This is a genomic window from Leifsonia sp. NPDC058248, from assembly GCF_042881905.1.
In the GTDB taxonomy this organism is placed as follows: domain Bacteria; phylum Actinomycetota; class Actinomycetes; order Actinomycetales; family Microbacteriaceae; genus Leifsonia.
Genome location: NZ_JBHVXB010000001.1, coordinates 446,911 through 459,985, shown reverse-complemented (window position 1 = coordinate 459,985; position 13,075 = coordinate 446,911). Strand labels below are relative to the sequence as shown.

At 69.8% G+C, this 13,075-nt stretch carries 14 protein-coding genes; 7 read left to right on the top strand and 7 right to left on the bottom strand.

Features of this window, described 5'->3' with window-relative positions:
* Positions 1 to 142: 142 nt before the first annotated feature.
* On the bottom strand, positions 143 to 1,069 hold the full coding sequence (locus ACFVV5_RS02400; protein ID WP_387238363.1) for a DMT family transporter: 927 nt from the start codon (positions 1,067 to 1,069) through the stop codon (positions 143 to 145).
* 227 nt (positions 1,070 to 1,296) lie between these two features.
* On the opposite strand from ACFVV5_RS02400, the gene ACFVV5_RS02395 reads away from it, so the two are divergent.
* Entirely contained in the window at positions 1,297 to 2,790 is a 1,494-nt protein-coding gene (locus tag ACFVV5_RS02395) for a glycosyltransferase (RefSeq protein WP_387238360.1), read from the top strand.
* Positions 2,791 to 2,823: 33 nt separating this feature from the next.
* Here the strand turns inward: ACFVV5_RS02395 and ACFVV5_RS02390 are convergent, their stop codons facing one another.
* The 4 genes from ACFVV5_RS02390 to ACFVV5_RS02375 form a co-directional block, all read right to left on the bottom strand.
* Complete coding sequence (locus tag ACFVV5_RS02390; RefSeq protein WP_387238356.1) at positions 2,824 to 3,243, bottom strand: organic hydroperoxide resistance protein; 420 nt, start codon at positions 3,241 to 3,243, stop codon at positions 2,824 to 2,826.
* 52 nt (positions 3,244 to 3,295) lie between these two features.
* Complete coding sequence (locus tag ACFVV5_RS02385) at positions 3,296 to 4,231, bottom strand: SDR family NAD(P)-dependent oxidoreductase (protein WP_387238353.1); 936 nt, start codon at positions 4,229 to 4,231, stop codon at positions 3,296 to 3,298.
* Positions 4,228 to 4,542 (bottom strand): chorismate mutase, encoded by a 315-nt coding sequence (locus ACFVV5_RS02380; protein ID WP_387238350.1) that lies wholly within the window; start codon positions 4,540 to 4,542, stop codon positions 4,228 to 4,230. Before ACFVV5_RS02380 ends, ACFVV5_RS02385 begins: the two co-directional genes overlap by 4 nt.
* Before the next feature lie 319 nt (positions 4,543 to 4,861).
* Positions 4,862 to 6,148, bottom strand: coding sequence for an adenylosuccinate synthase (locus tag ACFVV5_RS02375; protein WP_387238347.1), 1,287 nt, complete (start codon positions 6,146 to 6,148; stop codon positions 4,862 to 4,864).
* Positions 6,149 to 6,285: 137 nt separating this feature from the next.
* Here ACFVV5_RS02375 and ACFVV5_RS02370 point away from each other — a divergent pair, with 137 nt between their 5' ends.
* From ACFVV5_RS02370 to ACFVV5_RS02360, 3 genes are read left to right on the top strand one after another with little or no spacing between them, the layout of a single operon-like run.
* Positions 6,286 to 6,927 carry a TetR/AcrR family transcriptional regulator gene (locus ACFVV5_RS02370; protein WP_387238344.1) on the top strand — a complete coding sequence of 214 codons (642 nt, stop codon included), beginning with the start codon at positions 6,286 to 6,288 and terminating at the stop codon, positions 6,925 to 6,927.
* Positions 6,924 to 7,634, top strand: a complete 711-nt coding sequence (locus ACFVV5_RS02365; RefSeq protein WP_387238341.1) for a hypothetical protein — start codon at positions 6,924 to 6,926, stop codon at positions 7,632 to 7,634. The genes ACFVV5_RS02370 and ACFVV5_RS02365 overlap by 4 nt, the downstream gene beginning before the upstream one ends.
* Positions 7,631 to 9,556 (top strand): YhgE/Pip family protein, encoded by a 1,926-nt coding sequence (locus ACFVV5_RS02360; protein WP_387238338.1) that lies wholly within the window; start codon positions 7,631 to 7,633, stop codon positions 9,554 to 9,556. Before ACFVV5_RS02365 ends, ACFVV5_RS02360 begins: the two co-directional genes overlap by 4 nt.
* Positions 9,557 to 9,580: 24 nt before the next feature.
* Here ACFVV5_RS02360 and ACFVV5_RS02355 read toward each other — a convergent pair whose 3' ends face one another.
* Entirely contained in the window at positions 9,581 to 10,630 is a 1,050-nt protein-coding gene (locus ACFVV5_RS02355; RefSeq protein ID WP_387238335.1) for an LLM class flavin-dependent oxidoreductase, read from the bottom strand.
* An 84-nt stretch (positions 10,631 to 10,714) separates the two neighbouring features.
* Here ACFVV5_RS02355 and ACFVV5_RS02350 point away from each other — a divergent pair, with 84 nt between their 5' ends.
* Genes ACFVV5_RS02350 through ACFVV5_RS02340 form a run of 3 tightly spaced genes read left to right on the top strand, consistent with a single transcriptional unit; the run spans position 10,715 to position 12,381 of the window.
* Complete coding sequence (locus tag ACFVV5_RS02350) at positions 10,715 to 11,080, top strand: winged helix-turn-helix transcriptional regulator (RefSeq protein WP_387238332.1); 366 nt, start codon at positions 10,715 to 10,717, stop codon at positions 11,078 to 11,080.
* A gap of 25 nt (positions 11,081 to 11,105) precedes the next feature.
* The gene (locus ACFVV5_RS02345; RefSeq protein WP_387238330.1) at positions 11,106 to 11,954 is read left to right on the top strand and encodes a metallophosphoesterase family protein; all 849 of its coding nucleotides are present in this window, start codon (positions 11,106 to 11,108) and stop codon (positions 11,952 to 11,954) included.
* 7 nt (positions 11,955 to 11,961) lie between these two features.
* Positions 11,962 to 12,381, top strand: a complete 420-nt coding sequence (locus ACFVV5_RS02340) for a DUF3052 family protein (RefSeq protein WP_387238327.1) — start codon at positions 11,962 to 11,964, stop codon at positions 12,379 to 12,381.
* 5 nt (positions 12,382 to 12,386) lie between these two features.
* On the opposite strand, the gene ACFVV5_RS02335 is transcribed toward ACFVV5_RS02340, so the two are convergent.
* The gene (locus tag ACFVV5_RS02335) at positions 12,387 to 13,055 is read right to left on the bottom strand and encodes a TrmH family RNA methyltransferase (protein ID WP_387238324.1); all 669 of its coding nucleotides are present in this window, start codon (positions 13,053 to 13,055) and stop codon (positions 12,387 to 12,389) included.
* Between the last annotated feature and the right edge of the window lie 20 nt (positions 13,056 to 13,075).

Here is a 13,075-nt window from a genome sequence, read left to right as displayed (position 1 = left end):
TTTCAGGACCTGTGCACCCGGCAAGGCGGAAACATCCGACGGCGGGGCCCCGTCCCAGCGACAGCACCCCGTCCCGGCGGCGGCAGCCCGTCCCCGCGGCGGCATCCCGCCCGGGCGACAGCACCTGCCGCAGCACGCACCCCTACCGGCGGCCGGACGGCTCCGGCAGCGGCTCGGGCAGTGCCCGCCGGCGGGTCAGCACGCGCACACGCTGCTGCGTGAGCAGGATGCCCGCCAGCACGATGAGGGCGCCGACCGGCTCGTTCCAGCTGAGGGTCTCGTGCAGTACGAGGATGCCCAGGGCGACCCCGACGATCGGCGTGACGTAGGTGACCCCTGAGGTCGCGGTCGGCCCCCACGCGCGCAGTACGTTCATGTTCCAGATGTAGACGACTCCCGTGCCCAGGGCGCCGAGCGCGAGGAGACTGAGGAGCACCGGCCAGCTGAAGGTGATCGGGCCGACGGCGATGACGGGCGTGAGCACGAGCATGATGACGGCGGCGAGCCCGATGTTCATCACAGCCGTGCTGGTGGCGGAGATCTGCCGGTGGCTGATGAACTTGCGGATGTAGCCGAAACTGAACCCGTAGCAGGTCACCGCTCCGAGGCAGGCGAGCTGGCCCCACAGGCTCCCGCTGAGCGTGGCCACCTGCCAGGGCCCGACCACGACCACGACGCCGACGACCCCGATGAGGACTCCGAGCACCTGGTCGCGGTTGAGCTTCTCGACGCGGAACGCGGTGGTGACCAGGATGGCCGTGGTGATCGGCGTGACCGCGTTGTAGATGCTCGCCAGGCTCGACGAGACGTACTGCTCCGCCCAGGCGAACAGAAGGTACGGGATGACGCAGTAGGTGATCGCGACCACGACGAAGTGCAGCCACACGATCGGCTCCCGGGGCAGCCGGCTGCGGGTGATGAGGGCGATGATGCCGAGGGTCACCGCGCCGAAGACCAGGCGCGCCCACGCCACCTGCCCCGGGCTCACGCCTTCGAGCCCCACCTTCATGAACAGGAAGCTGGCGCCCCAGACGAGACCCATGGCGATGAACTGGAGTGCGACCTTCACATGTCGACGCTAGTGGTCGCCGCCGACATCCGCTCGCGCTTTTCGGACACGGCATCCGGATGCCCGCAGCGCCGCCCCCGACGGCCGCGATCACGATCCGCCGAGCACTCCGAGGGCCCAACCCCACCCACACGAACCACCCGCACGAACCACCCACCCGAACCGCCCACCAGCAGACGCCCCGTCCCACCCACGCGATAGGGTGTCCGCAGATGGAAGGGGCGTCGATGGACCTGTTGTCCGTGCTGACGTGGACCGGCGTCATCGTGTGCCTGGTCCTGGCTCTCACCGGGCTCGTCCCGGTGATCGCGGCGGCGGCCACGTTCGCCGCCATCCCGTTTCACGCCTTCGTGAACCACTACCGCAAGGCCGAGCCGTACCTGCCGCGGGTCGCCATCGTCGTGCCCGCCTGGAACGAGGGCGCCGTGATCGGCGCATCCATCGATCGCCTGATGCAGCTCGAGTACCCGCGCGAGGCCCTACGTATCTACGTCGTCGACGACGCCAGCACGGATGCGACGCCGGACGTGGTCCGCGAGAAGGCGGCGCTCTACCCGGGCTCCGTGGTGCTGCTGCGGCGTGACAAGGGCGGCGAAGGCAAGGCCCACACTCTCAACCACGGGATCACTGAGATCCTCAAGGACGACTGGATGGAGGCGCTCCTGATCATGGACGCCGACGTCATCTACCTGCCCGACTCGCTGCGCCGGATGACCAGGCACCTGGCCGATCCGGAGGTGGGCGCGGTCTCGGCGTACATCCGGGAGGGCAGCGCCGACCGCAACTACCTCACCAAGTTCATCGCCGTGGAGTACGTGCTGTCGCAGCCGGCGGTGCGCCGCGCGCAGAACGTGCTGGGCGCACAGGCCTGCCTCGCCGGCGGCGCCCAATTGCACACCCGCGAGAACGTGCTCGCGATCGGCGGCCGGATCGACACGTCGTCGCTCGCCGAAGACACGATCACGACTTTCGAGACGCAGCTCACCGGACGCAAGGTCGTCTTCGAGCCGATGGCCGAGGTGCTCGCCGAAGAGCCGCGCGCCGTCGAAGGACTGTGGAAGCAGCGGCTGCGCTGGGCGCGTGGCAACGTCACCGTCACCTCTCGCTACCGGAACGTGTGGTTCCGCCCGTCACGAACGCACCACCTGGGCGCCTGGACGTTCGGGATCACGTGGTTCAGCCTGTGGCTGCTGCCCGTCATCATGATCGTCTCGTCGATCGGCCTGGTCGGACTGCTGTTCCTGCAGAGCGAGTTCGCGACGACCGCGTTCCGGATCCTGTGGATCGGCGCCGCCCTGGCGTACGTGTTCACGCTGGTGCTGGGGTCGCTCACCGACGGGCGCACGAGCAGGCGCTCCATCGGCCACATCATCCTGTTCCCGGGCATCGTCAACACGATCGTGATGCTGACCGCGCTGTTCCCGGGTCTGATGCTGGTCTGGCTTCCGGGGCTGTTCGGCGCGACGCTCAGCGGGACGACGCTGTTCGTGCTGACGCTCGCGATCTACATCTGGATCCCGGTGTCGATGGTGGTCGCCTGGCTGGCGCGCAAGGCCGAGCCGACGCGTGCCGGGCGGTGGCTGACCCCGACACTCATCTACCTGGCCGGCTACGGTTCGCTGTTGTGCGCGATCACGTTCGACTCGTACCTCAAAGAGCTCAGCCACGCGGAGGCGCGCTGGGACAAGACCGAGAAGGTCGGCCGCATCGCCACCAGCTGAGCGAATGCCCGCCGAGCATCCGGTCGCCCGGCTTCACTCTACGATCGTGAGCTTCACCGGGATGTTGCCGCGGGTGGCGTTCGAGTACGGGCACACATGGTGCGCCGCCTCGGCCAGCTGCTCGGCCTGCTCGCGCCCCAGGCGCGGAGCGTAGATGTCGAGCTCCACCGCGAGACCGTAGCCGCCGTCGCCGTTCGGGCCGATGCCGACGCTCGCAGAGACCGCGGAGTCGCTCGTGTCGATCTTCTCGCGCCGTCCGACCGCGTGCATCGCACTGAGGAAGCAGGCGGCGAAGCCGGCCGCGAACAGCTGTTCCGGGTTCGTGCCCGCTCCCGAGCCGCCCAGCTCTTTGGGCGGGCGGGTGTCGAAATCGATGAGGTCGTCCTCGCTGCGGACGTGTCCGTCCCGTCCCCCACCAGATGCGTGCGCGATTGCGGTGTAAGCGATGTCCATACGCTCAGCCCATACCAGCGATCTGAGCGGCACCTGTGAGGTCGGGGGACCCCTATGGTGTACGCGACGACAGCTCGAACGTCTGCCCGGAATACTCCTCCAGCAGCGTCCACAGCCGTGCGCCGACCCGCGGGCTGCGCGTGGTGGGCGCCGCCGGTGCCAGCGCCGGTTCGCCCTTGGTCACGAAGCGCGGTCCGTAGAACTGGCCGCCCGCCGCATCCGGATCGATCGCTGCCCGCACCGCCGACCACGCCCCGCGGTCTTTGCCCTGCGTCCAGGCCGCCTGCAGGTTGTCGGCGAAGCGCTTGGCGCGCGACGGATGGTTGACGCCGCGGATGCCGGGGGTGCGCCCCGACGTCGAATATCCCGGATGCACGACCAGGCTCGAAACGCCGGTTCCGGATGCACGCAGCCGCCGGTCCAGCTCGAACCCGAACACCTGCAGCGCGATCTTGGACTGGGCGTACGCCGTCCACGACGTGTACGACTTCTCGAGCTGCAGGCCGTCGAGCGGGAAGCGCGACAGCAGGGTCGCCAGTGATCCGAGCGACACGACGCGGGCTCCGGCGCTGCGTGCGAGCAGCGGCATCGTGAGTGCCGCCAGCTGGAAGTGCCCGATCACGTTGGTGGAGAGCACGAGCTCGTTGCCGCGGGCGTCCGTCGCCCGGGTGGCCGGAGGGTGGACGATGCCCGCGTTCAGCATCAGGACGTCGAGCCGGTCGCGTTCCAGGAGAGTTTCAGCCGCCTGGGTGACCGAACGGGGGTCGGACACGTCGATGGGCGTCGCCTCGACGATGGCGCCGGGCACGCGGCGCCGGATGGCGGCGACGGCGGCCTCCGCGCGTTCCGGGCTGCGGCAGCCGAGGATCACGTGGGCTCCTGCTGCGGCCAGCTGCTCGCTCGCGAAGTACCCGATGCCGGCGTTCGCGCCGGTGATCATCACCGTCTTGCCCACCGCGTGCGGCAGGGCTCGGGGATCCCAGCTCAACGCGTGCTCTCGGAGGCGATCCGCTCGTGGTGGTGGATGACCTCCGCGACGATGAAGTTGAGGAACTTCTCGGCGAAGGCGGGGTCGAGGTGGCTTTCTTCGGCGAGCGCGCGCAGTCTCTGGATCTGCTCCCGCTCACGTTGCGGGTCGGCGGCGGGGAGGCCGTGGGTGGCTTTCAGCGTGCCGACCTGCTGCGTGAACTTGAAGCGTTCGGCGAGCATGTGCACCAGCGCAGCGTCGATGTTGTCGATGCTCTGACGGATGCTGTGGAGCTGCGCGAGCGCTTCGGCTTCCTCTTCGTTCTGACCCATGCGACGAGCCTATCCGTCGATCCCGGACGCACGCTGTCACGGGCCGGCGGCGACCGGTGCGGGGGTGCAGCGTCGGCGTGTGCCGTGGTCCGGGCGCCGCTGGCGGCGGAGCCGCTGCTCCCCGAGCGTTATCCACAGGCTGAGCGCCGCGCGCTGTGCTGAGTTGCCCCAAAGTGTCGTTTCGGGCGCCGAAATCGCACGCATAACGACACTTTGGGGCAACTCACGGCCAAGGGGGCGGGATGGGAGGGTGGGATGAAGGGAGGGTGGGATGGCGCGAGCGAGCCCGAGGGGAGGGCGGGAGGGCGAAGCCCGCCCGCTAGCCGATCAGGTCGTGACGCACGACGATCTCGTCGCGGGCCGGACCGACGCCGATCGCTGAGATGCGGGCACCGCTGAGCTTCTCGAGGGCGAGCACGTAGTCCTGCGCGTTCTTCGGCAGGTCGTCGAACGTGCGGGCGCCGCTGATGTCCTCGGTCCAGCCCGGGAACTCCTCGTAGATCGGCACCGCGTGGTGATAGTCGGACTGCGACGCCGGCACCTCGTCGTGGCGCACGCCCTCGACGTCGTAGGCGACGCAGACCGGGATGCGCTCGATGCCGGTGAGAGTGTCGAGCTTGGTGAGCACGAAGTCCGTGACGCCGTTGATGCGAGCCGAGTAGCGCGCCACCGGGGCGTCGTACCAGCCGGTGCGGCGCGGGCGGCCCGTGGTGGTGCCGAACTCGAAGCCGCGTTCGCGCAGGAACTCGCCCCACTCGTCGAACAGCTCGGTCGGGAACGGGCCGGCGCCGACCCGCGTGGTGTACGCCTTGACGACGGCGATGACGCGGTCGATGCGGTTGGGGCCGATGCCCGAGCCGGTGGCCGCGCCCCCCGAGGTGGAGTTGGAGGACGTGACGAACGGGTACGTGCCGTGGTCGACGTCCAGCATCGTGGCCTGGCCGCCCTCGAACAGCACGTACTTGCCGGCGTCGAGCGCCTGGTGCAGCAGCAGCGAGCTGTCGACGACCATCGGGCGCAGACGCTCGGCGTAGCTCAGCAGCTCCTCGACGATCTCGTCGACGGAGATGGCGCGACGGTTGTAGACCTTGACCAGCAGGTGGTTCTTCTGGTCGAGGGCGCCTTCGACCTTCTGGCGGAGGATGTTCTCGTCGAAGAGGTCCTGGATCCGGATGCCCACCCGGTTGATCTTGTCGGCGTAGGTGGGGCCGATGCCGCGGCCGGTGGTGCCGATCTGACGCTTGCCGAGGAAACGCTCGGTGACCTTGTCGATCGTGCGGTGGTACTGCGTGATCACGTGGGCGTTGGAACTGACCCTGAGCCGCGAGACGTCGACGCCGCGCTCGATCAGCCCGTCGAGCTCCTCGAAGAGCACCTCGATGTCGACCACGACGCCGTTCGCGATGACCGGCGTGACGCCTTCGGTCAGGATGCCCGACGGAAGCAGGTGCAGAGCGTACTTCTGGTTGCCGACGACGACCGTGTGCCCGGCGTTGTTGCCGCCGTTGAACTTGACGACATAGTCGATGCGGCTGCCGAGGAGGTCGGTCGCTTTGCCTTTGCCTTCGTCGCCCCACTGGGCTCCGATGATCACGATCGCGGGCACTGTTCAGTCCTCTCGATGGGATGGGGAGCGCCGGAGCAGCCGTCAACCGGCCGGATTACCGTCGCACTCGATCCTATCGTGGCCGCCTCCGGCGCCTTATCTTGCACAGTCGTGTGCAAGATAGTACGATGGATGCCGTGCCCACCACCCCCTCCTCCCGTGCCCCGCGACGCGATGCCACCGAGAACCGCGAAGCGATCCTCGTCGCTGCAGCCGCAGCCCTGAACGACGACATCGACGCGTCCCTCGAGGCGATCGCCCAGCGCGCCGGCCTCAGCCGCCGTGCCCTCTACGGCCACTTCGCCACCCGCGAAGACCTCCTCGTCGACGTGTTCACCCGTGGCGCCGCACGTCTGGCCGTCCTGCTCGAGCCTGTCGCGCATCCGGATGCCCGCGTCGAGATCGCCCTCTTCGGCGCCACCCTCTGGGCGGAGGTCGAGCACGTGCGCGTGAGCGCCGCCCTTGCCGTGCGGGGCCCGTACCGGGAGCGCGTCGGGGCCGCCCTCGACCCGGCCCGCGAACGCCTGCACGGCACAGTCGAACGCGGCGTCGCCGCCGGTCAGCTGCGAGCCGACCTCGACGTCGACACCGTCTCGCGGCTGATCGAGAACGCGGCGATCTCGGTTCTCGACGACGCCACTCGCACCGGGCTCTCCCGCGAGGCCGGTCACCAGCTCGTCATGCTCGCGGGCCTGAGCGCCGCCGGCCTCGGCTGGCGCGAAGCCGACGCCCTCATCGCCGGGACACCGGAACTCGCCTTCACGGAGGCCTCTGCGTGAAGATCGTCCTCGACCGGGTCGCCAAAGGCGCCCGGAATGCCGCACTGCCGCCTGCCTCGGCGTCGTTCCAGACCGGTGAGGTCACGCTCGCCCGCGCCGAGACCGAACAGCGCCCCACCGTCCTGGGGCTCATCGCGTCCGGTCGCATGCGACCCGATTCCGGCACCGTGACCATCGACGGCTCCACCGACTATTCGGCGATGCGCAAGCGCATCGCCCTCATCGACGCACCGGATGTGTGCGAGCCGGCAGCCGACGTCACCGTCGCCGGGATCGTGGCCGAAGAGCTCATGTTCGCCGGCCGGGCCTCCAATCCCGTCGCCGTGAACCGCGCGCTCAGCACCCTCGGCGTCTCCGAGTGGGCGCGCTCCGCCATCGCCACCGTGCTGCCGACCGTGCGCATCGGACTGCTCGCCGAGCTCGCTCTGCTCCGCCCCGGCGTGGAAGGCCTCGTCATCACCTCGCCCGACCGGCACGGCGGAGACCCGAACGAATGGTGGGAGCTCGCGCGCCGGCTCGCCGCCCGCGACCTCGCCATCCTGATCGTCGCCGGCGACGCGTCCGCTGCGGCCATCGCCGCCACGACGCTCGTCGCCCGGCTCGACGATGCGAACACCCTGCGCGCCGCCGGCCCCGACGCGTCCGACGACGAACCCGAACCCGAACCCGAAATCCACGCGACAGCGTTCGCAGAGGACACGGTATGAAGATCCCCCCGATGATCGCGGCAGAACTCCGCCGCCTCACCTCCAGCCCGATGTCGATCGTCGCCCTGATCGCGCTGATCGCCGTCCCCGTGCTCTACGGCGGCCTCTACCTCTGGGCCAACCAGAACCCCTACGCGAACCTCGACCGGATTCCCGCGGCGATCGTCGTCGACGACACCGGCGCGACCGTCGACGGGAAGACGAGCAACTACGGCGACGACGTGGCGCAGGAGCTCATCCGCGACGGATCCTTCGACTGGCACCGGGTGACGCCCGGCTCCGCCGCCAGCGGCGTCGACGACTCGAAGTACGACTTCAGCATCACGTTCCCGGCCGATTTCTCGGATGCGCTGGCCTCGGCATCCGGAACCTCGCCCCACCAGGCGACCGTCACCCTGACCACCAACGACACCAACAGCTACCTCGCCTCGACGATCGGGACGCAGGCGGCGGAGAAGATCCGCACAGCGATCGTCACGAAGGTGAACCAGCAGGCGGCCGAGCAGTTCCTGCTGGGACTGGCCGACATCCGCGGCAACCTGGTGAGCGCGGCCGACGGTGCGAGCAAGCTGGTCGACGGGAGCGCCACGGCGCAGTCGGGCGCATCCACCCTGGCGACAGGAACGGCCCAGCTCGCCGACGGCACCGAGCAGCTTGCGGCCGGAGCGTCGCAACTGGCCGACGGGAACGCGCAGCTCGCGACCGGCGCGCAGCAGCTCTCGTCCGGCGCTCAACAGGTCGCGTCCGGAGCGCAGCAGGTCGCCGGCGGCAATCAGCAGCTGGCCGCCGCGGCCGACAGCGCGGGCTCCACGGCTCAGCAGCTGGCCGATCAGGCCGCGGCACAGGAGGCGAGCATCCTGCAGAAGCTCACCGACGCGGGTGCGAGCGCCGACCAGCTCGCGTCGGCCAAGAAGCTGTTCGCCCAGGTGCAGGCTGGCAACACGCAGGTGCAGACCCTCGTCGGCAAGGTCGACGAGCTCTCGGCCGGCGCGAACCAGGTGTCCGCCGGCGCCGCCCAGGTCGCGTCGGGGAGCGCGACCCTCGCGGCGAAATCGGGCCAAGCGGCGTCGGGAGCGGCGGCCCTCGCCGCCAAGACCGGCGAAGCGGCGAGCGGTGCGGCCCAGGTGTCGACGGGCGCGGCAAAGCTGCGTGACGGCCTCACCACCCTGCACAGCGGCACCTCCCAGCTGCGCGACGGCCTGAAGGACGGTGTCGCGAAGATCCCGGACAACTCCCCCGCGCTGCAGCAGCAGCAGGCGACCACGATCGCCGACCCGGTGGACCTGAAGAACACCTCGATCACGTCGGCGGGGACCTACGGGGCCGGCCTCGCGCCGTTCTTCGTCGCACTGGCCGCGTGGATCGGCATCTACGCACTGTTCCTGATCGTCAAGCCGGTGTCGCGCCGTGCGATCACGGCCCTGCACTCGCCGATCAAGATCACGCTCGCCGGCTGGCTCACACCCGGCCTGCTCGGGGCCGTGCAGATGATCGGCCTGTTCGCGATCGTCGCCGGAGCGCTGCAGTTCAGCATCCAGAACCCGGGCGGGATGTTCGGCCTGATGGCTCTCGCGTCGATGACGTTCGCTGCGATCATCCTGGCCCTCAATGTGTGGCTCGGCAGCGTCGGGCAGTTCCTCGGGCTCGTGCTGATGGTGCTGCAGCTCGTGACGGCGGGCGGGACGTTCCCGTGGCAGACCCTGCCCGGCCCCCTCGCGGCACTGCACCACGTGCTGCCGATGTCGTACGCGGTCGACGGGATGCGCCAGCTGATGTACGGCGGCAACCCGGCCACGGCGTGGGCGGATGCCGGGGTGCTGGCGCTCTGGATGCTCGTCGCCCTTCTGGTCTCGGCCATCGGGGTGACCCGGATGACGCACTTCCGCACGCTGCGCGACCTGCGGCCCAGCCTGATCGGGTGACGGAGGGCGGCGCGCGGCAGCCGCTCAGGCCGCCGCGCTCGCCTCGCCGCCGAGCTCGGCGTCCACCAGCGGCTTCACCTGCGTGCCGAGCAGTTCGATCGAGCGCAGGAACTCGCGATGCGGCAGCTGCCCGACATCGGTCTGAAGGAAGTGCCGCATGTGGCCCATCTGCCGCTGGAATGTGATCATCCGTTCGGCGATCTCCTCGGGCTCGCCCACGAAGAGCGCACCGCCCTCGTGCGACTCGGCGTCGAAATGCGCCCGGGGTGGTGCGGCGAACCCGCGCTGCTCGCCGATCACGCTCATCGTGGTGTGCCACGCGTTCCAGAAGGTGTCGTGGGCCTCGCCGCTCGACGGCGCGACGTAGCCGGGGGTGCCGACCGAGATCATCCGGTTCTCCAGCGGCGCGCCCGCCTCCTCGGATGCTCGGCGGTAGAGGTCGCCGAGCGCCGCGAAACGCGCAGCACGGCCGCCGATGATGCCGTAGGAGATCGGCAGTCCGAGCTGCGCCGCCCGAAGGGTCGAGCCCGGGTTGCCGCCGGTGCCGAGCCAGATGCGCAGGCGGCCGCCCTCGGGCTGCGGGACGATCACGGCCTGCTCGAGCGCCGACCGCACGGTGCCGCGCCACGTGACCGTATCCGAGTCGTTGAGGGCCAGGAGCAGGTCGAGCTTCTCGGCGTAGAGCGTGTCGTAGTCCTCGAGCCGGTAGCCGAAGAGCGGGAACGATTCGGTGGACGAACCGCGGCCGGCGGTGATTTCGGCGCGACCGTTCGACACCGCATCCAGGGTCGCGAATTGCTGGTAGACCCGAACGGGATCGTCCGTCGACAGCACGGTCACGGCACTACCCAGCCGGATGCGCGTGGTGATCGATGCGGCCGCCGCGAGGATCGTCGCCGCGGACGACGCGGGCATCTCCTTCGTGTGGTGTTCGCCGATCCCGAAGAAGTCGAGCCCGACCTGATCGGCCAGCGCGATCGCCTCGACGAGGTTGCGGGTCGCCCGCGCGGACGGCTCGAAGGCACCCGTCTCGTCTTTCAGGCCGTTGCCGAAGCTGTAGATCCCCAGTTCCATCGATGTTCCTCTCATGTCGTCCTTTCATCGTGCGCCTGTGTGCTCGCCGTGACAACCGAACAGTATGTGACTTACTATGGGTAAGTGACTACCAGCGAGACCACTCCCCTCGACATCGACGACGAAGAATGCCGCCGCTTCCAGCAGGCCGCCGAACTGGCGGGCAAGAAGTGGACGGCCTCGATCCTCCTGGCCGGCTACCGCGGCGCCGAGCGCTTCAGCGAGTACCGTCGCCTCGTGGCCGGTGTGTCCGACCGGATGCTCTCCGTGCGACTGCGCGAACTCGAGACCGACGACCTGATCGCCCGCACCGTCATCCCCACCACGCCCGTCCAGATCCGCTATTCGCTCACCCGGCGTGGCCGCGAACTCATCCAGGGGCTTCAGCCCCTCGTGAACTGGAGCAGCCGGTGGGAGGGCGTTCCCGCCGGCGACGACTCCCCCGCGTGACGGACGCGGCGGGTATGGTGTCGGCGTGAGCGAATCGTTGCGCATCCTGCACCTCAGTGACACCCACCTCTACGGGGACGGACGCCTGCACTACGGGCTCGTCGACACGCTGGCCGCACTCGACCGTGTGCTGGCGCGGGCCGCATCCCTCGGATCGGTCGATGCAGTCGTCGCGTCGGGCGACCTCTCCGACGACGGGAGCATCGAGTCGTACCGGCTGCTGTCCGCTCGCCTCGAACCGTGGGCGGCCGAACGCGGCGCCGAGATCGTCTACGCGATGGGCAACCACGACCTGGCCGGCAACTTCGAGGGCGTGCTGGGCGCCCGCGAGCGCTCCCTGATCGTCGACGGCGTGCGCATCGTGACCGTCGACAGCACCGTCGCGGGCGCCGCGTACGGGCTCGTCGACGGTGAGCGGCTGCGCCGGCTGGCCGACGAGCTCGCCGAGCCGGCGCCGCGCGGGACCGTGGTGGCGCTGCACCATCCGCCGGTCCCCCCGACGACCGGGCTCTTCGAGCGGCTGCAGCTCGTCGACCCGGCGCCGTTCCTCGAGGTGTGCGCGGCGGCGGATGTGCGGCTCGTCCTGGCCGGTCACTATCATCACGCGCTCATCACCTCCGCCGGGCCGACGTCGATCCCGGTGGTGGTCGCACCGGCCGTGGCGAACACGACGGACGTGCTGTCGCCGGCCGGGCATGAGCGCGCCGTGCGCGGCTCCGGATTCGCGCTCGTGCAGCTGCCGGCCGCCGGCCCGGTGCGGACCCACATCGTCACGGCGCCCGCCGCCGACGACGGGCACAGCGTCTACGACCTCGACCAGAAGACGATCGATCGCATCGCCGACGAATCCGGCTGGCCCGGCAGCGCCGGCTGAGCGACCGGTGACCGCGACACCGGCCGGATACTCCGGCACCCCGCTGTGGCGGAAGTTCGGGCTCAAGCCCGGGATGACCGTGCAGGTGCTCCACGCCGACGACGGCTGGAGCATCCCGCTGGACGACGGTCCGGAGGGGATCGACTGGCTCGGGCCGGCCGACGACCGGCCCGCCGCACTCATCCTCGCCTTCTACCGGGAGGCCGCGGACTTCGTGTCGGAACTGGACGCTCTCGGCGCGCGCATCCGCCCCGACGGGATGCTGTGGATCGGGTGGCCCCGCAAGGCAGCCGGGCATGTGAGCGACCTCGACGAGAACCTCATCCGCGACACCGCGCTGACGCGTGGGCTGGTCGACGTCAAGGTCGCCGCCGCCGACACGGACTGGTCGGCACTCAAGCTCGTCTGGCGGCTCGCGAACCGCTAGGAGCCTCAGCGTGCGTGCGGGAAGGTGACGTGCTGCGTGATCCAGGCGTGCATGGCCACGGCCGCCGCCGCGGACGCGTTGATCGAGCGGGTCGACCCGAACTGCGAGATCTCGACCACCGCGTCGGCGGCGGCGATCGCGTCGTCCGAGAGCCCGGGCCCCTCCTGGCCGAACAGCAGGACGCAGTCGCGCGGGAAGGCGTACGTCTCGATGATGACCGAGCCGGGAACGTTGTCGATCGCGATGATGGGCAGCCGGGCATCCCGGGCCCATTCGACGAAGCCGGCGACGTCGTCGTGGTGCTGCACGTGCTGGTAGCGGTCGGTGACCATGGCGCCGCGCTTGTTCCAGCGGCGTCGGCCGATGATGTGCACGGTGTCGGCGGCGAACGCGTTGGCGCTGCGCACGATCGAGCCGATGTTCATGTCGTGCTGCCAGTTCTCGATGGCCACATGGAACGGGTGCCGGTGGTCGTCGAGATCGGCGACGATCGCGTCCATGCGCCAGTAGCGATAGCGGTCGATGACGTTGCGGGTGTCGCCGTGTTTGAGCAGGTCGGGATCGAAGTGCGGGTCGTCGGGCAGCTCGCCCAGCCACGGTCCGACACCGTAGGTCGTGAGCTCCGGTGTGGCCGCGGAGGCAGGGTCGGGCGTCGGGTCGGGGGTCGGGTCCACGTCTTCAGAGTATCGGCAGC